Genomic DNA, 20,404 nt, shown 5'->3' on the forward strand with positions numbered 1-20,404 from the left:
TAATGTTTCAATATGACTAAGAGTTTGTATGCTTTTAATGCTACAAGCTCTTTTTTAGTATATTGAAATCATTGTATAAATATTTTAATGTAAAGAAAAATACTATAGGAGTGATTTAATTGATAAAAAAAGTGGAAAGTGATAAGGAGTACCGTGATGTATTATCAATTCGAATGACTGTGTTTGTTGATGAGCAGAACGTTCCTAAAGAGGAGGAGATAGATGAATTTGAGCAAACTGCAACGCATTTTATTGCATATGATGACAATGGCAAAGCCCTAGCTACTGCAAGATATCGCATTGTCGATTCAATAGTTAAAGTAGAAAGGGTTGCCGTTTTAAAAGAAGCACGCGGATTGGGATTAGGCAGACAACTAATGTTATTTCTTGAAAAACATGCGGTAAATCAAGGCTACACGCATTTCAAGTTAGGGGCGCAAACACACGCCATTCCATTCTATGAGACTTTAGGGTATGCGGCTTATGGCGATCAATTTTTAGATGGTGGCATTCCTCATTATTTCATGAAAAAGCAAGTTAAATCATAAAAATTAATAATCCTGTAATATTTCTATCAACAATTCGCTAAAAATGAAATATAAAAATGTTTGAATCTAATGTATCTCGTGAAACGATTATTAAAATTAAATTACAATACAATTAAAAACACCATTTGTGAGTTGGGACACTATATAATGATATCAATCAACTTTATACTATCTTACAGATAAAAAGGGGTAATGAAATGGTAAAAAAAATTGGGTATAAAACACCTTCTATTATTGCACTGACGATTGCAGGAACAGCAATTTCAGCACATCATGCTGACGCAGCAGAAAATACGACGCAACCAACACAACCTACACCTAACAAGGTTATTGACAGTCAAAAAGCGTTACAACAAGCTGAAAAAGCCAAAGCTGCTACAACGTCTCAACAAACTACTGTTTCTGGCACTAAAGCATATCAAGACCCAACTAAAGTTTCAACAAACAGCACAACATCAACTACTCTAACGCAATCAAAACAAGTAACTTCGACTGCAGCAAAAGCATCAACTCAAACATCGACTGCTCAACCTAAATCAGACAGTCATATTCAATTACACAACGAGGCGCAAGTCTCACCAGAAGCTTATGCACAAGCTAATCGCACAACTGCAACACAATCTACTGCGCAAACGAATACGACACAATCTACACAAGCATCTGCGCAAACGCAACACACACAGTCTTCACAAGTATCATCACAAAACAACACGAACACATCACAATCATTATCAGCACAACCAAAAACTTATTCTGTTCAAACAAACACTACGGATATTAATGCCAACCCAAACGGACCTACCCCTCCAAGAATTGGTGGTAAAGGCGGTCCAGCGACATTATCATTAAATTCGAATGCGACATCGGGTACTACAGCGTTGCGTGCTAATGCGGCAGCTACGTATAAACCTAAAGTAGCGTCAAAAATAAATGATTATATTCGTAAACAAAATTATACTGTTCCAAAATATGAAGAAGATTTTTCAAGTTATTTCCCTAAATATGGCTATCGCAATGGTGTAGGTAAACCTGAAGGTATTGTTGTACATGACACAGCGAACCCTAATTCTACAATTGAGGGTGAAATCAGTTATATGAAACGTAACTACCAAAGTGCTTTCGTACACGGTTTCATCAATGATCAACGTATCATTGAAACACAACCTACTGATTACCTTTCTTGGGGAGCAGGTCCTAATGCGAATGAACGTTTTATCAATATTGAACTTGTTCACGTATATGGATATGACAAATTTGCGCGTCAAATGAATAACTTTGCTGATTACGCAGCTACAAACCTTCAATATTATAATTTACGTCCAGATAGTGCTGAATATGATGGTCAAGGAACTGTATGGACACATGATGCAGTATCAAGATTCTTAGGTGGAACGGACCATACAGACCCACATGGCTATTTAGCTTCACGAGGCTATTCATATAATGAGTTGTATGATTTAATCAATGAAAAATATATGATTAAAATGGGATTAGCTTCTCCAGCATACACACCAGGTGGTTCTACACCTTCTACTCCGTCAACGCCGGACACTAAACCGTCTTCACCATTATCGGTAACTAATGATACTGGTGTCGGCCGTATTAACACATCTAATAGTGGTTTATACACAACGGTATATGATAATGCTGGAAAGAAAACTTCCGCAACAAATCAAACATTGAATGTAACTAAAAAAGCTTCATTAAACGGTAATAATTTTTACCTTGTTTCTGACTATAATACAGGTACTCATTTAGGTTGGGTGAAGCAAACGGACGTTGATTACCGTACAAGTCAACCTGCTGTTAAAATCAGTAAAAACTTTACGATTCCTACTGGTACAACACTCTATAGTGTGCCTTGGGGTACAAGTGCACAAGTGGCTGGTGCTGTAAAAGGTACAGGCGCGCAAGCCTTTAAAGCTACACAACAAAAACAAATTGCCAATGCAATTTATATTTATGGTACAGCAAATAACGTTTCGGGTTGGGTAAACCAAAGCGTACTTTCGTTACCATCTAACACAAATCAATTAAAAGTAACTGCTGACACTGGTGTTGGCCGCATCAACGCAAAAAATAATGGACTGTATGCTTCAGTATATGATGCATCAGGTAAGAAAACTTCCGCAACAAACCAAACATTGAATGTAACTAAAAAAGCTTCACTAAATGGTGAACAGTTCTACCTTGTTTCGGATTACAATAATGGCACTAACATTGGTTGGGTGAAACAATCAGACGTCGATTACTGTACAAGTCAACCTGCTGTTAAAATCAGTAAAAACTTTACAATTCCAGCTGGTACAACACTCTATAGTGTACCTTGGGGTACAAGTGTACAAGTGGCTGGCGCTGTAAAAGGTACAGGTGCACAAGCATTTAAAGCTACGCAACAAAAACAAATTGCGAATGCTACTTACATTTACGGTACAGCGAATAACATCTCTGGTTGGGTGAACCAAAAAGTACTATCTTTACCGAAAACTACGCAACAAATCGTACAAGCTGTATCTCAGATTGGTCAATTAAAACCAACTAACTCAGGTGTTAGAGCTACGATTTATGACCAAACTGGTAAAGACGCTTCAAGTCACGCTGATCGCACATACAAAATCACTAAAACAGCTTCAGCGAACAATCAAAATTTCGTGCTATTACAAAATGCGAATAATACACCGTTAGGTTGGTTCAAAACAGAAGATGTGTTGTCACGTCAATTAGGTAAAGAAGTACCTGCTGCTGGTCAATATGTTGTGAACACGAATGCTACAGGTTTATATGCAATGCCTTGGGGTACTGCAAAGCAACGCATTGATACACTTAAAGCATTAACAAATCGTACATTTAATGCAACTAAATCTGTACTTGTTGGTAAAGACACGTATCTATTTGGTAACATTAATCAAAAAATGGGTTGGATCAATAAAAACGAATTAACTGCAAAAGCAGTTGCACAACCAAAACCTACGCCAACACAAATTAAGACGTTAACGAAGCCAGTCGACTATGTCGTATATAATCGTAACGGGCAATACTTCACAAATGTTGGCGATGCTAAAGCTAAAGGATATTTATCAAGCTATTATGAAAGTCTATTCAATGTTCAACGTTCAGCACTCGTTAATGGTGTGACTTGGTATTATGGTCAATTTAATGATGGTACACGTGCGTGGATCAAATCAGCTGACTTACGTTCACAATTAACACGTTACATCAATTCACCATATACATTTAATCAAGCAGTTGATATTCAGTCTAACCTTTCATATAAACCACAAATCCAAAGAGTGCCTGGTCAATGGGTGGATGCAACGCGCGCAGAAGTAGCAAACGCAATGAATCCATCTACAATTGAAAAAGACCCAACTCAAAAATATCAATTCCTTAAATTGGATAAATACCAAGGTTTAGATGCTGCACAACTTAACAAACTGTTAGTAGGTAAAGGCATCTTAGCTGGACAAGGTCAAGCATTCAAACAAGCTGCTCAAGCAAATAACATCAATGAAATTTACCTCATCTCTCATGCTTTACTTGAAACGGGTAATGGTACATCTACCCTTGCTAACGGTGGCTATGTTGATGCAAACAATAAAGTAGTAACAAATTCTACACGTAAGTTTTACAATATGTTTGGTATCGGTGCTGTAGATACAGATGCGATTCGCGGTGGCTTTAAAACTGCGGAAGCTTACGGTTGGAATACTGTAAGTAAAGCAATAGTCGGCGGTGCAAGCTTCATCAAAAACCGTTATATCGGTATTGGTCAAAATACGCTTTACCGCATGAGATGGAATCCTGAAAATCCAGGTACGCACCAATATGCTACAGATATTAATTGGGCACATCATAATGCTGCGCGTATGAAACAATTCTACGATGCAGTTGGTGCTGCTGGTAAATATTTCGATGTAGACCGTTATAAAAAATAACAGCCTATCAATTCTTAAGGGTCAGGACATATATTGTTCTGTCCCTTTTTATAATGCCTTCCTCATAGATTAAACGGAATGTCATCTTTACTATCACAGATTTCGAATAGCACTGATATTGCCCCTATTTCAAAATGTTGATAATAGTGACTGAAGTCATCAGTAACCTCAATCAAGACTATTAAAATGATAGTAATGGCATTAAAGTTTAAAAATACTTTTATCTGATTACTAAAAGTGATTTATATTTGTATTTTCTTATTAATAAAGTGGGTATAATATAGCGTTATCTTTCCCTTTCAATTGCATTCATCCCTAAGATTGTAATACATTTATATTAACGATTGTTAAAGGAGTATAACTCAATGGCACATGCGATTAAACGTGATGCATTCTTTGATAATGCACGTGCACTACTTATTTTTTTGGTTGTTTTCGGACATTTAATACAACCTTATACAGATGCACATTCAGCTATTAATGCATTGTATTTAACGATATACAGTTTTCATATGCCAGCATTCCTATTTATTTCTGGCTATTTTTCAAAAAATGTTGGCCGCGCAGGCTATATTGAAAAAGTGGGTAAAAAATTATTAGGTCCTTACCTTATTTTCTTTGCCTTTTTCTCAATTTACTATTTTATTTCTGGAAAAAATAGTTCCATTGATTTGGATCCTTTTGACCCTGTATTCGCATTATGGTTTTTATTAACGCTATTCTTTTTTAATGTCATTATCGTTATCGTCAGAAACTACAAATGGATATATGTATTACCCATTGCTATTTTAATCGCTATATTAGCGGGTTTTTCAACTAACATAGACGGTTATTTAAGTTGGTCTCGCACTTTAGTATTTTTCCCTATATTTTATATAGGCTATATTCTTGGAGATCATTTTAGTAAACTGATTCGATGGAAAAAATTGGCGCCGCTATCTTTTTTAACGCTTTTAACGTTTTTCATCATTTACTATATTCATCCGATTGACTCATCTTGGTTGCTAGGTAGTTCACCTTATACAAAAACTAGCGGATGGAACGTCTTATTAAGTCCAATTAAACGCCTTACATTATATGTCATTATTTTCTCTACCATGTTGGCATTCTTAAACTTAATCCCTGAAAAACGACAAAGGTGGACATATATCGGCTCTAGAACAATGTACGTTTATTTATTACATGGCTTATTTATAGGTATTATTCGAGGCCATAATTTATTTCCGTTTATTGATCATCCATTAGCCGGAGTTATTTACAACTTTACCCTTTCCCTATTTATCGTTTGGTTATGGTCAACCGATTTTGTAGCCAAATGGACCAATCCGTTTGTACATTTGGAAAAACCTTCACAATTTAAACCTTATTCTTAAAGAATTAAAGAGAAGTCACCTAAAGTATGGTATGCTTTGGTGTAACTTCTCTTTTTTTAGGATGTGATGTTATGAAACTTGAACTCAATAACCAATCTCAATATTTAAAAGCTCCTAGCATTCGACAATTTTCGAATCGCATACATCAATTAAAAGATGTGATAAATTTAACAGTCGGTCAACCAGACTTTGAAATGCCCTCTCCAGTTAAAAAAGCCTATGTAGATGCTATAACCAATAATTTAACGACATACTCTCACAACAAAGGGTTAGTTGAAACACGTCAAGCCGTATCAGATTATTTAAAAAAACAATTTCATGTTACTTACGATGCTGAATCTATTATAATGACAAACGGTGCATCTGAAGCATTAGATACAAGCTTAAGATGCATTTTAAATCCGGGCGATGAAGTCCTTTTACCTGGCCCTGTTTACGCTGGTTACATTCCACTAATTCAAACATTAGGTGGTCAACCGGTGTTTATGGATACACGTAAAACGCAATTTAAAGTCACACCCGAATTGATAGAGGCACATATAACACCTCAAACAAAAGTCGTACTATTAAACTACCCTTCAAATCCAACTGGAATGACATTAACCTATGATGAAGTTAAAGCATTAGCAGATTGTCTAAAAAAACATCATGTTTTTGTCATTAGTGATGAAATTTATGCTGAAAATACATTCAATACACATCACACATCATTTGCGCAATTTGATGTCATTAAAAATCAATTGTTACTTATAAATGGGCTCAGTAAATCACATGCAGCAACAGGGATACGTATGGGATTTTTAGCAGGACCAACGCACATTATTAATCAATTAACATTCATGCATGCGTATAACTGTATTTGTGCCAATGTGCCATCACAAGTAGCAACAATTGCAGCACTGACAGAAGGTATACATGCCCCACAGCATATGAATGCCGCTTACATCGAACGCCGTGATTTTTTAATAGGCGCTTTAAACGATATGGGATTTGAATTAGAAGCCATACCTCAAGGCGCATTTTACATTTTCCCAAAAATCACACGTTTCACTGATAACGATTATGACTTCTGTGTCGATGTTTTGGAAAAAGCAGGCGTTGCCATGGTGCCCGGATCCTCTTTTACAGACTACGGTAAAGGGTACATTCGTATTTCTTACGCCTATCATATGGATGCATTAAAAGAAGGTATGCGTCGTCTGAAACACTACTTAGAAACCTATTATCCTCAAAATTAACATCAAAAAACCCTCAAACACATTCGAGTTTGAGGGTTTTACAATACATGTATTATTACATTATATTTTTTCAATCAAATTACGTTAACTTATGGAAATTTTGGGAATTGATCAAAGTCAGGTGAACGTTTTTCTTTAAACGCATCTCGACCTTCTTTAGCCTCATCCGTTGTATAGTAAAGTAATGTCGCATCACCAGCAAATTGTTGTAAACCAGCTAATCCGTCAGTGTCCGCGTTCATTGCAGCCTTTAAGAAACGTAATGCTGTTGGTGAATGTTGTAAAATTTCTTTACACCATTGTACTGTTTCGTCTTCGATTTTATCTAATGGTACAACTGTGTTTGCCATACCCATATCTAAAGCTTGTTGCGCATCGTACTGGCGACATAAATACCAAATTTCACGCGCTTTTTTATGTCCAACAATACGAGCCAAATATCCAGACCCATAGCCAGCATCAAATGATCCTACTTTAGGACCAGTTTGACCAAACTTAGCGTTGTCAGCAGCAATAGTTAAGTCACATACAACTTGTAATACATTTCCACCACCGATGGCATATCCTTTAACCATCGCAATGACAGGTTTTGGAATTACACGAATTAAACGTTGTAAGTCCAGTACGTTTAATCGTGGAATTTGGTCATCACCTACATAACCACCATGGCCACGAACTTTTTGATCGCCGCCAGAACAAAATGCTTTGTCACCTTCACCTGTTAAGATAATGACACCCACGCGTTCATCGTCACGAGCACGTGTAAATGCGTCTATCATTTCATGTACAGTATTTGGAGTAAAAGCATTATGAACCTCTGGACGATTGATCGTCACTTTAGCGATACCTTCAAAATATTCATATTTAATTTCTTTATATTCCTTTAGTGTCTCCCATTGTCTTTCCATAGTTGGCCTCCTCAATTAAACCTTTTATAAAAGCTAATGTTATTGTATCAAATTTTGCAACATCTTCCACATGAACTGTATGCCCTACTTGAGGTACAACTTCAAGTTTGGCATGTGGAAGGTCGTCTTTCATATTATGGGCAATCTCTACAAATTTTTCATCCCATTCTCCAACAATGAGTTGAACTGGCAATTGGAGATTTTCTAAATCATTCCATAAATTCGGCATCACTCCAGTGCCATAATCCCGCAAAGCTTTCGCTAATCGAGATGGAGATTGACGTAATCTCATATTCCTTATGCGTTGTTGTTCAACATCTGATAAAAATCGTTGTGATTGAAACAATGGCAACCGTTCCCAGTCGTTGACGAACGTTTCTAATGGTGCAAGTTCAAGTACACGCGCGCGTGCTAGATCGACTTGTATTCGTTCTGTCCGCATCACCTCATCTTGAATGCCTGGAGAACCACTTTCTAAAATCAATCCAGAAAGCCTCGTCTCATGATGAATTGCATAATAAAGTGCGACCCGCGCGCCCATTGAATACCCATGTAATATCACATGTTTATCGGCGAAGCGTTGTACAACGTTATGAAGTTGATGACCCATCCACCCAAAATCCCAAGATTGATCCATGCTCGAATCGTCTTGACCATGTCCAGGTAAATCAATCGTTACCATTTTCATTGTTTCTGAGAGCTGCTTGATATGGTGATCAAATGTACTGCTATCACTGATAAAACCATGTAATAATATGAGCACGATATCTGAAGGTTGCTTTGCATCATGAATTTTATAGTGTAACATCGACGACCTCACGTAACTGTTCATAAAGTGCTTGATGGGCCTCATAATTACTGTCACGGTCCGTTACAATCTCATAAAGCGTTGCGGACATCGTATTTAGTGGAGCATAGTCAAAGGTTTGAATATCTGTGAAGCGTTTATAACCGAATTGATATAAGTTTGCCACATGTTCAAAATCAAGACCTGTCGGTGTACCAAACAACCGTTCAAAATGTGGTGCTGCAGATGATTTTTGAGGTAAATATGAAAAGATACCACCACCATCATTATTCACTAAAATAATATTCATATGAATATCATTTAACTTAGACATCAATAGACCGTTCATATCATGGTAAAATGCGATGTCGCCAATCAACAATGTTACCTTCTTGTGTACAGCCATACCTAACGCGGTAGACACAACACCATCTATACCATTAGCGCCTCGATTGGCATAAATACTAAAGTCACGCCCATAATATAAATTGTCTATATCTCGAATAGGCATACTATTACTTACAAATAAGTGATCTGTAGCATCTAATTTATCAAGTAACTTTGAGATAAATCCAGCTTCATCATGCGCTTGTTTTTGATGATATGTGATGGTTTCTCTCGCTTGTAACTCCATTTTTTGCCAATGCCTCAACCAAACTTTACGATATGTACTATCTAAAATGTCGAGTGATCTAAAGAAATCATTGGCGGACATTTCGTAAAAATAGTCAGGCATTTTAGGAAATGCATCTATATCTTTACTATTTTGAATTAAAATTTGCGTTGCAGGCGTTTGTTTTAGCCACTGATTTAATTTTTTAGAAACCACTGGTTTACCGACTCTAATGACGAAATCGGCATCCATTTCGAGTCCAGCACGCAATAATAAATCATACGTTGCAATGACATTAGGATGCTGTGTACGGCGAATCGGATTTAAAGGATCCGCTAATATTGGTAAATCATACTCTGTGGCAAACGTTAATAATTGTGATACATCTTGATGTTGCATATCCCCTACTACAATCAGCCCTTTCACTTGTTTAAGCGTATTGGCAATTGGTGAAGGGTCTATCGTTTTTTGATACTTCGGTAATGTATACGTATATGCCGTTAATAAATCAGTTCGCGACCAATCCGGTGTTAACGGTTCACGAAACGGTAAATTAAAATGTACTGGTCCTTGATGTGGCCCCACAAAATATTGACTTGCTTTTTGCAGTTGATAACGGTTCGCTTCTAATGTTAGTTGCGAGCCATCTGCAAGAGGCATATCAAATTGAAAACGCACATAATTCTCAAACATATTCACTTGATTGATTGCTTGAGGCGCACCTACATCTCGCAATTCATGTGGGCGATCACTTGTTAATACGACAAGTGGTAATCGACTAATATGACTTTCTGCTACAGCTGGCACATAGTTTGCGGCAGCTGTACCTGATGTACACACTATCGCGACTGGACGATTGCTTCCTTTAATTAAACCTAACGCAAAGAAAGCGGCACTGCGTTCATCTGGATGCACCCATGTTTTAATTTCTGGATGACATTCACAAGCAATCGCAAGCGGTGTAGAACGTGAGCCTGGACTAATGACCACTTCTCTCACACCATAGGCGTAAAGTTCTGATATAAAATGAAACACTTGTTCAGTTAAATGTTGTTGTGCATGCGTCAACTTAGCTCACTCCTAAAGCGTCCATCATAGGACTGAATTTTAAAGCAGTTTCTGCTACTTCTGCTTTCGCATTTGAATCTTTCACGATACCCGCACCTGCAAAAAGAAGTGCCGTATCGTTATTAATTAACATTGAGCGTATAGCAACGATAAATTCACTATCATCATACATATCTATCATGCCTACTGGTGCCCCATACAACCCTCTTGCATTGAATTCATGAGTATCAATATATTGCACCGCTTGCGCTTTTGGATAGCCCCCTAATGCAGGCGTTGGATGCATAACATCAATCAATTCAATATAATTAGGCGTCACCAAATGCCCACCAATTTCAGTGTACAAATGATATAAATGATCATTTTTAAGAATGCTTGGCGTCTTATGATAGTGTACGTCTTCAACAAAAGGCTTAATATCTTCCAGAATACTTTCGACAACAATGTGATGCTCACCTAAATTTTTAGTATCCTGTAAGAAAGCTTTAACTTGTGCTTGATCTTGCTCTGCGTGTTGCGTTCTTTTAATTGTTCCTGCCACAGCTTTAGTTGAAAGCATATTATCTTGAACTTTAAACAGTTGTTCAGGCGTTTGAGAAATAAAACAATCATCGCCTGACTCTATTAAAAATAAATAACTATTCTTTTCATTTTTCAAAGCCCGTTCTAATACAGAAGCAATGTCGATGGTTGTATTAAATTTAATTTCTCGACGTCTCGATAATACAACCTTTTCATCAGACTTTAAGTTTTGAATCGTTTGATCAACCAAGTGTTCCCACGCATCAATGTCCAGATCCCGTTGAGTACATACGTACAAATCCGCTTCATCAGATGTGTAAGCGGTTGAATCAAATTGACTCAAACACGTATAAATCGCTTTAAATTCTTCAAATGAAAAATCTGATCTACGTTTTGTATATGTGAAATACGTGTCACCATCAATATAAGATATTAATATTTCAGGTAAAATAAAATGATTCATGTCAAATTGTCGCCATTCCACACTCGTACGTTGTGTAGAAAATTGAAATCCGCCATATATACGCAAATGATGTTTCGTCGTGGATGGATGTATTAGTGCAATATCTTCTTTAAAACGATCCCAATCTTTAAATATAGATCGTTTGTTTTTATGGTTATTTTTAAATTCCTTCGCAATGCGACATCCAAAAAAAGCTGTTTCATTATCATTAAGCCGAAAATAAAAGCGGTTACCCGCTTCTTGATTAGTTTTTCTAAATAATGTCACTGGATCCAATGTACGCGGTAAACGCACCTCTATGGAGATCCAAGTTTTAGATGTGCTCGATATTGCGTCAATGATTTCTTGCTCACCAACGTCAACAGTCATCTGTCTCTCACTTCTTTCTCATAATCATAATCCCATTAACATTCATTTTAACATTTTTTAATAGTAAATGTGAGAGACATTGCTTAAATCATAGAGTTTGTTATTGATTTCATTTCTAAACTTTTCTATACTGTTTTTGTATTAATAATATAAATAATCGAGGTTTTGATCTATATGGTGAATCAATTTCAGCAACATTCAACCTTTCATAAGTATTGGCAATTAATGCGACCTCACACGTTAACTGCTGCTATCGTACCAGTTTTAGTGGGTACAGCTATTGCAAAAATTTTCCAACTTGGTAGTGAAGATCATATCAATATGGGCTTGTTTATCGCAATGTTGCTCGCTTGCCTTTTAATTCAAGCAGCGACGAATATGTTTAACGAGTACTACGATTACAAAAAAGGCCTTGATGATCATGAATCAGTGGGAATTGGTGGTGCCATTGTACGTCATGGGATGACACCTAAATCCGTGTTCAATTTGGCCATCGCATTTTATGTAGTTGCTACGATTTTAGGGTTATTTATCGCAGCACAAACGTCATTTTGGCTCATCCCTATAGGCTTATTGTGTATGGCCATTGGCTATTTATACACAGGCGGCCCGTTCCCAATTTCTTGGACACCGTTTGGTGAAGTATTTTCTGGTGTTTTTATGGGAATGTTCATCATTTTAATTGCCTTTTTTATTCAGGCAGGACATGTTAATAGTACCGTGGTTTGGATGAGTATTCCAATTGTGATTACCATCGGCTTAATTAATATGGCAAATAATATTCGTGACCGCGTTAAAGATAAACGCAGTGGACGTCGTACATTACCAATTCTTCTTGGTAAACGTTTGTCATTACTTGTTTTAGCGGCAATGTATGTACTTGCCTATGTATGGGTTATCTACACTGTCTTTTTCGTTCCAGGCGGTTCTATTTTCTTTTTACTTATCTTATTAAGTTTCCCATGGCCTATAAAGGTGTATCGCCGTTTTAAAAAGAATGATACACCTGAGACAATGATGCCAGCGATGATTGCAGCTGGAAAAACCAACACATTTTTCGGCTTACTTTACGCATTAGGCATTTATATTAGCGCCCTATTAGGTAATATTTAAATGAAAACCCACTTAACGCTTATGCTGTTAAGTGGGTTCTGTTTTGTCTTTTTTAATTTGTATGAGTTGATGACGATAATTGAAAAATTGACGATAGCTCAAATATGTGGCTACGAGTGCTGAAATAATCGTTGCCGTCGTATGAATAAATACAACCATAAGTTGAAATTTAATCGCTTGTAATGGCGGAACACCTGCAATAATTAATCCTGTCATCATCCCTGGTATGGACACCAGCCCATACGTTTTTACCGAGTCAATCGTTGGCACAATGGCCACTTTAATACTTTCGCGTATCGCTTCTTTAGCCGCAAGTGAGGGCGCTGCACCTAATGATAACTTAGCTTCAATTGATTCCGTTTCTTTAGTAAAAATACGGTTAAGATTTTGGTAACTTAAATTTATCGCAATCATCCCATTACTGCCTACCATCCCTGCGACAGGTATGATTTCGTTAGGTGTAAAATCTATCGCACCTGTCAGTAAAACCCCACCTAAAGATAAAACGGCTCCAGTCATAATCGCTACAAATGAAACCCAAAAGACATGATGCATAATGGTAGATGCACGCTTTTTAGTGTTTGCTGCTGCATTAATCATAATCACAAGAATAAGTGCTAGTACAATCCATGTATCTTCTACTTTAAATACAAATTCAAGCAAATAACCAATCAAAACTAATTGAATGACTGCTCTTACAGCTGCGATAATTAAATCTTTTGCGATACGTAGTTTTTCTTTATAAGAAATAATAATCGGAATCAACAATAATAGTGAAGTTAAAAGCAAAGATGTTGTGGTCATATCGCCTCCTCCTTCACAAGTTCACCGTTATGTATTGTAATAATACGCTGAAAATGGCGATGACTTTGCGCCGTATTATGAGTAATCCATAACACTGCTGTACCTGCTTCAACCATTTCAAAAATTAATTTTTCAATGGATTGACTGTTCTTATCATCTAATGCGCTGGTCGCTTCATCTAATAATAACAACTCCGGTCGATACATTAATTGTCGCGCGATAGTCACACGTTGTTGTTCCCCACCTGACATGTGCTGTACTCGCGCATTCAATTTATACTTTTTAAGTCCAACAGCCTCTAATAACGCCTTCGCACGCGCCTTGTCAAATGTCTCTTGACGCGCCAATGATGGAAAAGCAAGATTATCATATATCGTTTCACCAAATAGCTCTAATCGTTGTGGTAAATAACTAACACGCTGTCTTAATATTTCAGGCTCATAGTCCTGGTATGAGTGCCCTTGAAATAAAATATCTCCTTCTGTTGGCGATATTAAATCCGCAATGACACGTAACAATGTACTTTTCCCACTGCCTGATGCCCCTACAACTGCAATTGCTTCGCCCTGTTTAACGTTAAGATTAATTTGATTTAATATGCGTTGATCATCTACATGATAGCTTACATTATTTAAATCAAGCATAGCACCCCTCCTTATTCTGTATATATCATATAATCATATACATGGCCATATAACGTTTTTTCAATATGTGGTTTGAAACCCATATTTTCATATAATTTTTTCGCACGTACATTGTCACGATCACAATTCAAGCTAAAGGTTTGACCTCTATATTTTTCAAAAACATGTATCATCAATGCTTTCGCAATACCACGCCCTCTGTATTGTGGAAATGTCGCGATAGATTCAATATATCTATCCGTATCTTCAGCTTCTTTAACAGGTAAAGGGGTTTTAGTCGATAAAGGTAGACTTTTGGCACGCTTTATCGTGCTCCAACTTTCTTCGTAATATAACTCTTTATCTCCATCATACGTAACGATCATACCCGCTACTTGCCCTTCAACATCATAAACATCAATATGATGATAACTATTTCGATATGATTCAGAAGCGACACTTTCTTCGATTACTTTAATTACTTCAGACTTATCATAGTTTTCAACTATTTCAAGTTCCATATCTTTCCAAATCATATATGTTAGTTCTGCAATGGCTGTGGCATCATTTATGGTAGCTGTTCGTATCATACAATTCCCCCTTTTAACTTTATTTTAGAGGAATATATCATTTTATGGAATAAATGCACATCTGTAGGTATAGAGTAAAATATAAACATGAACATTAAAAGAAGTAACACCACGTTTTCGGGGACGTTCAGCTTGCAAAAACAATTATAAGAAAGGTATCTAAATTTATTAAAATCCCTTTATAACAGACTAATACAACGACGTTTAATGTATAAAAAAAGAACATTGCGATTGCAATGTTCTTTAAACGGAAACGGAGGGATTCGAACCCTCGCGCCGCTCTCGCGACCTACACCCTTAGCAGGGGCGCCTCTTCAGCCAACTTGAGTACGTTTCCTAATGGCTCCACAGGTAGGACTCGAACCTACGACCGATCGGTTAACAGCCGATAGCTCTACCACTGAGCTACTGTGGATTCATATTATTTTTTTGTAAGCACAGATACTATTATATCAATTCGGTTGAAGAAATCAAGAGCTAAAATTAAAAAAGTTAACGGAATATTTACACTATAGGAGCTGAAATTCCGCCAACTTTACGTTTTGCACAATGTAATCGCACTATTTCCCTATTCCAATGCATAAAGTTCATTTAAACCTATCGTTAACCGGTCTGTTTGGCGTTTATTAGCAATTGTAAGTTCATTATTCAATGTATTGATTGAAGTAATATATCCCTCTATCGTATGAATATAGCCCGAACGCCAATAACTGATTTTAGCACTTTCATTTTTAGAAATTTTAAAATGCAACATATGATTGATTTCGATGATTTGGTCTTCACTCAAGTCAGGACGGTCAATTTTGAGTTGATTCGCTTCAAACTGTTTAATTCTTTCGAACTGTTCTGGAAGCGTCGCAAAAGGCGCCCATTTAACAATACCGCGTCCCATCGGTATGCGTGCATTTAAATATTGACGTGGTATTTTCCGATAATCCGTTTCTGTTTGATACTTAGGGGGAAGTGTACGGTCCAACATATTCATCACCTCGCACTCATTATAGAACATACGTTCGTGTTTGTGAAGTGATTTTTTAAAGATTCAACGTTTGACCAATTAAAAAACGGCTTAAGAAAAGAGCTCAAACCGTTGAATATCGGATTAAATACCCATAATCGTCATAATAAACAATAGCGCAGCAATCACGAAAACACCTACTGTTAATAGAAATGACAGTTGCTGTTTCAATTTTTTATTCAAAAGACACTCCCCCCATCCCTTAACTCACTTTTGAATACCACACAAACCATTGAGGTTATAAAATACCTATCTCAAAATGATTAGACAATATTCAGAATAATAGTAAGACGATCTTTGTTATAATTAGTCAAACGACTAATATTTAATAGTGTTATATATTATTTTACACTACAATAATAATATATTCCACTTCTATTTTGAGTTAACACACTATAATTGCCTTTTAAAACGCAACATATCTCTGCACCAAATGTCATTTTCATAAATAGGTGCTTCATTATCTTGACTAAAGAAATCAAATAACACATCTACTAATCTAAAACCTGCTTTTTGATAAAAAGCAATTTGATTGATACTTGAATTACCAGTACCGACAATCATTTCTTTAAAATGGTTTTCAGTTGCAAAAGCTATTGCATGATTAAGTAACTTTTTCCCAATACCTACACCTTGTTTTGAATCTTTAACAGCAATGTTAACTAATTCGATACGTTCAGTATCAAGCGCCACTAAAATGTAACTTCCTACAATACCATCATCTTCTTTGTATGCCACACATATACCTGAATTTAAGTACGCCTTTACTCTCTGATAAGAAGGATCCGCGAGTAATAATAAATCCATTGGAGCTTCTTCGATTGTATCCATAACTACAAACATGACGGTCACACCCTTTAACATAAAAATACACTTATACTTCTACAGTAGCATACTTAATAGAAGTATAAGTGTTAATACATCAAAATATGAATCCATTTTAAATTACATTCGGAATACCATTACATTGCGCACTTTCATTTGCGTCAACATATTCAATCCTATCATTTGAGCATTTACAAAAATTACCTAAGGATTTTAATAAAATATTAATTAGAAAATATGTTGTAAAGAAAACTTTAAAGTTACGACTCATCATGGGCCTCCTTAAAATCAATAGTTATTCAACTATACCCTTTATATTTCACGTTATGTGCAAGAGTCGATATATCATATAAACATTGGGATAATTTAAAAAGATATTACTTTGAAGGATCTATACTTCAGGAAGATTTGGAAATGGTTTTGAGGCATCAGGGCCAGGTTGATAGTTAGTACGTTGTTTTTCTAAAATAGCATATCTCGAAAGTGCTTCATAAATATTGAAATTGTCTTTATTATAATCGATAGGTTTTTCAGGATTCGTAGTGAGTGCTTTCGCTTTACGGTCTAAGAGATACGAAAAAGTAATACAGTTGCGATACTGCGTAGAGATAGTGTGTTCTGAAACATTTAAAATGACAGATTGACCATTTACAAAAGTAATTTTTACTTTAGCACCTTTTAATTTTTTAATTCGTTCAACAAAATGCATATTCATCCAGCTGTTTTCAGTAGCGCGATCGGAATGTGATGGAAAATAAAATGAAGGAAATATCGGAGTGATATTAATTGGAAGTTTACTTTTGAGGTTCGAAATGCGACGCGTTTGTGCTTTTCTAGATTGATACGTTTCACCATAACATTTACAACTGTTTTCAATGATTTGTATCAATGGTTCGTGAACAATGATTGGTGGTTCATCGTACTTCAGGATTTCCGTACTTTGATTGATGCCATATGGGCCATCTGTCGGACGTAAAAACATGTCTCCTTTCATAATAATATAATTGTTTTGGTTAACTGAATTTTTCATTCGGTTCCCCCTTTTTAGATTTATTTTATTTCTCTATGTACCTCCTATTATATACAAACCAAACTAAATGTCAATCTAAATTTGATGTTTTATTAAATTTAATTTTAAGCACCTCAAAACACCACCTTTAAAACTTTTAAAAATTCAGAATATTCATTGCATTTGTATTCATGTTTCGTTATACTGATAAATAACTATTTAAACAACATACAAGGAGTGATATGCTATGAAACATCAACTTGATACGAAAACGTATAATAATACTAACGCAATGCATATGATTCATCAGCTTGGTGTAGAATTAGTAATTGAAGACGCGCTAAAATATCAGCGTAAGCAACAACTCAAACATTTAATTGATGAAGCGCTACAAAATAAAAACGAAGCTAACTTCAACAAGTATACTGCTGAATATTTAAAATTGGAGGAGCTTGAAGTTGAAATCATTTCATAATCATCATTAAAACAGGTCGACACATTGCATGGATACAATGAGCGACCTGTTATTTTTATACCATTAAATCAATAATTTCTTCTTTTGAAATATCACCGAAGTAATAATAAAAGTCATAATCAACGAGTGCTTCTTTTATTGATTCTTTTTGATGTAACACGCCTTCCAAAGCATGTTCAAGTTCGGTTACGTTGCCTTCTCCAAAGAAATCACCGAATATTTTCGCATGTTCAATGCGTCCTTTTTTAACGTCCAATTTAATTTGAATAAAACCTTTTTCAAATTTATGTTCTCTTTCAAAATTGTATTTAGGGTTTTTACCATAATTCCATTCCCAAGTGCGGTATTTTTCATGACTCAACTTTTCAATATTGTCCCAGTCTTCATCTGTTAATACATATGCTTCTACTTCATTTTCACCAAAAAGTTGTTTTAAAATAATTTGCTTAAAGTCTTCAATATCTAAAGGTTGATCCAAAAACTCTTGAATATTAGCCACACGCTTGCGCACGGATTTCACACCTTTAGATTGAATTTTAGCTAGATTAACACGTAACGCGTTTTGTACTTCATCCAATTCACTGTTAAGCATGAGCGTGCCATGACTAAACATGCGGTCTTTCACTTTAACCATCGCATTGCCTGATATTTTGGCTTGTCCAACTTGTATGTCATTACGACCCGTTAACGCCGCATCCACACCCAATTGATTTAAAACATCGACAATCGGTTGCGTGAATTTCTTAAAGTTATGGAAACTTTGACCATCATCTTTCGTAATAAAACTAAAATTTAAATTACCAAAGTCATGATACACTGCACCGCCACCAGAAATACGACGTACAACATCAATATGATGCGCATCGATATAAGGTTGGTTGACTTCTTCAATGGTATTTTGATTTTTTCCAACAATGATAGAAGGTCTATTAATATAAAATAAGAAATAACTATCTTCATTATCCATTGGAACTGTATTTAAAACGTACTCCTCCATTGCTAAATTCATTGTAGGATCCGTGATATTATTGTTGCTAATGAATTTCATTTAAACTCTCTCCTTTGAAATAAGGTTGAACAATTTAAATATCGCACGATACATCTTCAAAAGCTACTGTTTACACTTAGAGATGACAAAAACATTAAAATTAACGCAAATTGTTTATTTAAATTGTAAATTTTAGTACAATATATGCTAGTTAAATTTCTAAGGGGGCGTAAACATGACGATTGCTGAAGTTGGAGACATCGTAGAATTTTACGATGGTATTAGAGGTAAAGTTGAGAAAATCAATGACAACTCTGTTATAGTAGATTTAACAATAATGGAGAATTTTGCTTCTCTTGACTTGCCAGAAAAAACAGTCATTAATCATAAAAGATATAAGATTGTTGAACAAGAAGGTTAATCTATGATGAAAAAATTAAACAAACCGCTACTTTGGTTTATATTAAGTTTTATTGGTTTTCACATTATTTTATTCATAATGTGGGGAGAATATAATGTTTACTGGCAATTATATACAGGCATTATGCTTATCGCAGGTATTAGCTACGTCTTTTACCAACGTGATATTGCTTCCAAACGATTACTCACGTCAATCGCAATTGGTTTAGCAGCCGGTGTACTGCTTGTACTTGTTCAGGTCATTATTGCTTTAATCACCTCAGATCTCAGCTATACATCACTCATTAAGCAACTGTCTCGAACAGGCGTCTATTTCAAATGGCAAATGTTGATAACGTTACTATGTGTCATGCCATGTCATGAATTATACATACGTACAATTTTACAAAAAGAACTTACTTTATTAACACAACGACCTTGGATAGGTATTGTTACTAGCGCAATATTATCTAGCTCATTCTTTATTTACCTTGATCGTTGGTGGATTGTTCTTTTTATCTTCATATGCCAACTTATTTTAGGTTTCAGTTATGCCTATACACGTCGAATTGTCACAACAACAGTAGCACAGATTGTAGCGGTGGTCCTTTTACTCATTTTTCATGGGTAAAATTTTTGGGTATGAACCACATTCAATGGATTACACATTGCGTCATCCCCTATTACATTTCTAAGCGTATGCATAAAAATGTAAATAAAAACTTTATAAATAGAA

The 20,404-nt window shown here is 35.8% G+C and carries 19 protein-coding genes and 2 tRNA genes; 8 read left to right on the forward strand and 13 right to left on the reverse strand.

The annotated features are described in order from the left end of the window. Positions 1-119: 119 nt before the first annotated feature. The 4 genes from G8Y85_RS03550 to G8Y85_RS03565 all read left to right on the forward strand — a co-directional run bounded on the left by G8Y85_RS03550 (position 120) and on the right by G8Y85_RS03565 (position 7,094). The gene (locus G8Y85_RS03550; RefSeq protein WP_103345476.1) at positions 120-548 is read left to right on the forward strand and encodes a GNAT family N-acetyltransferase; all 429 of its coding nucleotides are present in this window, start codon (positions 120-122) and stop codon (positions 546-548) included. Between the two features lie 197 nt (positions 549-745). Beyond that, complete coding sequence (locus G8Y85_RS03555) at positions 746-4,483, forward strand: N-acetylmuramoyl-L-alanine amidase (protein ID WP_165805426.1); 3,738 nt, start codon at positions 746-748, stop codon at positions 4,481-4,483. A gap of 365 nt (positions 4,484-4,848) precedes the next feature. Next, the gene (locus G8Y85_RS03560) at positions 4,849-5,856 is read left to right on the forward strand and encodes an acyltransferase family protein (RefSeq protein ID WP_103345474.1); all 1,008 of its coding nucleotides are present in this window, start codon (positions 4,849-4,851) and stop codon (positions 5,854-5,856) included. A gap of 71 nt (positions 5,857-5,927) precedes the next feature. Next, positions 5,928-7,094 carry an aminotransferase class I/II-fold pyridoxal phosphate-dependent enzyme gene (locus tag G8Y85_RS03565; RefSeq protein WP_165805427.1) on the forward strand — a complete coding sequence of 389 codons (1,167 nt, stop codon included), beginning with the start codon at positions 5,928-5,930 and terminating at the stop codon, positions 7,092-7,094. An 89-nt stretch (positions 7,095-7,183) separates the two neighbouring features. Here G8Y85_RS03565 and menB read toward each other — a convergent pair whose 3' ends face one another. From menB to G8Y85_RS03585, 4 genes are read right to left on the reverse strand one after another with little or no spacing between them, the layout of a single operon-like run. Further along, a complete protein-coding gene (gene menB, locus G8Y85_RS03570; RefSeq protein WP_037565961.1) occupies positions 7,184-8,002 on the reverse strand; it encodes a 1,4-dihydroxy-2-naphthoyl-CoA synthase in 819 nt (272 codons plus the stop codon). Then, positions 7,968-8,810, reverse strand: coding sequence for a 2-succinyl-6-hydroxy-2,4-cyclohexadiene-1-carboxylate synthase (menH, locus tag G8Y85_RS03575; RefSeq protein WP_165805428.1), 843 nt, complete (start codon positions 8,808-8,810; stop codon positions 7,968-7,970). The genes menB and menH overlap by 35 nt, the downstream gene beginning before the upstream one ends. Then, complete coding sequence (gene menD, locus G8Y85_RS03580; protein ID WP_103345472.1) at positions 8,797-10,470, reverse strand: 2-succinyl-5-enolpyruvyl-6-hydroxy-3-cyclohexene-1-carboxylic-acid synthase; 1,674 nt, start codon at positions 10,468-10,470, stop codon at positions 8,797-8,799. Before menD ends, menH begins: the two co-directional genes overlap by 14 nt. A gap of 1 nt (position 10,471) precedes the next feature. Next, positions 10,472-11,824: an isochorismate synthase gene (locus G8Y85_RS03585; protein WP_103345471.1), complete on the reverse strand. Its 1,353-nt coding sequence runs from the start codon at positions 11,822-11,824 to the stop codon at positions 10,472-10,474. Positions 11,825-11,998: 174 nt separating this feature from the next. On the opposite strand from G8Y85_RS03585, the gene G8Y85_RS03590 reads away from it, so the two are divergent. Continuing rightward, complete coding sequence (locus G8Y85_RS03590; protein WP_060550765.1) at positions 11,999-12,937, forward strand: 1,4-dihydroxy-2-naphthoate polyprenyltransferase; 939 nt, start codon at positions 11,999-12,001, stop codon at positions 12,935-12,937. 27 nt (positions 12,938-12,964) lie between these two features. Here G8Y85_RS03590 and G8Y85_RS03595 read toward each other — a convergent pair whose 3' ends face one another. The 8 genes from G8Y85_RS03595 to G8Y85_RS03630 form a co-directional block, all read right to left on the reverse strand. Beyond that, entirely contained in the window at positions 12,965-13,741 is a 777-nt protein-coding gene (locus tag G8Y85_RS03595; RefSeq protein ID WP_060550764.1) for an ABC transporter permease, read from the reverse strand. Further along, complete coding sequence (locus tag G8Y85_RS03600; protein ID WP_037565949.1) at positions 13,738-14,385, reverse strand: ABC transporter ATP-binding protein; 648 nt, start codon at positions 14,383-14,385, stop codon at positions 13,738-13,740. Before G8Y85_RS03600 ends, G8Y85_RS03595 begins: the two co-directional genes overlap by 4 nt. A gap of 11 nt (positions 14,386-14,396) precedes the next feature. Beyond that, entirely contained in the window at positions 14,397-14,954 is a 558-nt protein-coding gene (locus tag G8Y85_RS03605; RefSeq protein WP_060550763.1) for a GNAT family N-acetyltransferase, read from the reverse strand. A 248-nt stretch (positions 14,955-15,202) separates the two neighbouring features. Continuing rightward, positions 15,203-15,291: transfer RNA gene (locus tag G8Y85_RS03610), tRNA-Ser, on the reverse strand. A gap of 3 nt (positions 15,292-15,294) precedes the next feature. Further along, positions 15,295-15,369 (reverse strand) — tRNA-Asn (locus tag G8Y85_RS03615). A gap of 153 nt (positions 15,370-15,522) precedes the next feature. After that, complete coding sequence (locus tag G8Y85_RS03620; RefSeq protein ID WP_103345470.1) at positions 15,523-15,933, reverse strand: YolD-like family protein; 411 nt, start codon at positions 15,931-15,933, stop codon at positions 15,523-15,525. Positions 15,934-16,365: 432 nt separating this feature from the next. Continuing rightward, positions 16,366-16,815, reverse strand: coding sequence for a GNAT family N-acetyltransferase (locus tag G8Y85_RS03625; protein WP_107401500.1), 450 nt, complete (start codon positions 16,813-16,815; stop codon positions 16,366-16,368). Between the two features lie 373 nt (positions 16,816-17,188). Continuing rightward, a complete protein-coding gene (locus tag G8Y85_RS03630) occupies positions 17,189-17,827 on the reverse strand; it encodes a competence protein ComK (protein ID WP_060550703.1) in 639 nt (212 codons plus the stop codon). 226 nt (positions 17,828-18,053) lie between these two features. On the opposite strand from G8Y85_RS03630, the gene G8Y85_RS03635 reads away from it, so the two are divergent. Continuing rightward, the gene (locus tag G8Y85_RS03635) at positions 18,054-18,281 is read left to right on the forward strand and encodes an IDEAL domain-containing protein (RefSeq protein ID WP_165805429.1); all 228 of its coding nucleotides are present in this window, start codon (positions 18,054-18,056) and stop codon (positions 18,279-18,281) included. 55 nt (positions 18,282-18,336) lie between these two features. Here G8Y85_RS03635 and lplA read toward each other — a convergent pair whose 3' ends face one another. Next, positions 18,337-19,329, reverse strand: coding sequence for a lipoate--protein ligase (gene lplA, locus G8Y85_RS03640; protein ID WP_165805430.1), 993 nt, complete (start codon positions 19,327-19,329; stop codon positions 18,337-18,339). Positions 19,330-19,504: 175 nt separating this feature from the next. On the opposite strand from lplA, the gene G8Y85_RS03645 reads away from it, so the two are divergent. Together G8Y85_RS03645 and G8Y85_RS03650 are read left to right on the forward strand one after the other, a co-directional pair. Further along, a complete protein-coding gene (locus G8Y85_RS03645) occupies positions 19,505-19,690 on the forward strand; it encodes a YkvS family protein (RefSeq protein WP_037565940.1) in 186 nt (61 codons plus the stop codon). Between the two features lie 6 nt (positions 19,691-19,696). Then, positions 19,697-20,299, forward strand: a complete 603-nt coding sequence (locus tag G8Y85_RS03650; protein ID WP_103345496.1) for a CPBP family glutamic-type intramembrane protease — start codon at positions 19,697-19,699, stop codon at positions 20,297-20,299. Positions 20,300-20,404 lie beyond the last annotated feature (105 nt).

This window comes from Staphylococcus sp. 11007852, assembly GCF_011394325.1.
Lineage (GTDB): Bacteria > Bacillota > Bacilli > Staphylococcales > Staphylococcaceae > Staphylococcus > Staphylococcus agnetis.

Coding starts and splice junctions, on each gene's coding strand:
- G8Y85_RS03555 (WP_165805426.1), top strand. CDS start 746: ATGGTAAAAAAAATTGGGTATAAAACACCTTCTATTATTGCACTGACG.
- G8Y85_RS03560 (WP_103345474.1), top strand. CDS start 4,849: ATGGCACATGCGATTAAACGTGATGCATTCTTTGATAATGCACGTGCA.
- G8Y85_RS03565 (WP_165805427.1), top strand. CDS start 5,928: ATGAAACTTGAACTCAATAACCAATCTCAATATTTAAAAGCTCCTAGC.
- menB (WP_037565961.1), bottom strand. CDS start 8,002: ATGGAAAGACAATGGGAGACACTAAAGGAATATAAAGAAATTAAATAT.
- menH (WP_165805428.1), bottom strand. CDS start 8,810: ATGTTACACTATAAAATTCATGATGCAAAGCAACCTTCAGATATCGTG.
- G8Y85_RS03585 (WP_103345471.1), bottom strand. CDS start 11,824: ATGACTGTTGACGTTGGTGAGCAAGAAATCATTGACGCAATATCGAGC.
- G8Y85_RS03590 (WP_060550765.1), top strand. CDS start 11,999: ATGGTGAATCAATTTCAGCAACATTCAACCTTTCATAAGTATTGGCAA.
- G8Y85_RS03595 (WP_060550764.1), bottom strand. CDS start 13,741: ATGACCACAACATCTTTGCTTTTAACTTCACTATTATTGTTGATTCCG.
- G8Y85_RS03600 (WP_037565949.1), bottom strand. CDS start 14,385: ATGCTTGATTTAAATAATGTAAGCTATCATGTAGATGATCAACGCATA.
- G8Y85_RS03605 (WP_060550763.1), bottom strand. CDS start 14,954: ATGATACGAACAGCTACCATAAATGATGCCACAGCCATTGCAGAACTA.
- G8Y85_RS03620 (WP_103345470.1), bottom strand. CDS start 15,933: ATGTTGGACCGTACACTTCCCCCTAAGTATCAAACAGAAACGGATTAT.
- G8Y85_RS03625 (WP_107401500.1), bottom strand. CDS start 16,815: ATGTTTGTAGTTATGGATACAATCGAAGAAGCTCCAATGGATTTATTA.
- G8Y85_RS03630 (WP_060550703.1), bottom strand. CDS start 17,827: ATGAAAAATTCAGTTAACCAAAACAATTATATTATTATGAAAGGAGAC.
- G8Y85_RS03635 (WP_165805429.1), top strand. CDS start 18,054: ATGAAACATCAACTTGATACGAAAACGTATAATAATACTAACGCAATG.
- lplA (WP_165805430.1), bottom strand. CDS start 19,329: ATGAAATTCATTAGCAACAATAATATCACGGATCCTACAATGAATTTA.
- G8Y85_RS03645 (WP_037565940.1), top strand. CDS start 19,505: ATGACGATTGCTGAAGTTGGAGACATCGTAGAATTTTACGATGGTATT.
- G8Y85_RS03650 (WP_103345496.1), top strand. CDS start 19,697: ATGAAAAAATTAAACAAACCGCTACTTTGGTTTATATTAAGTTTTATT.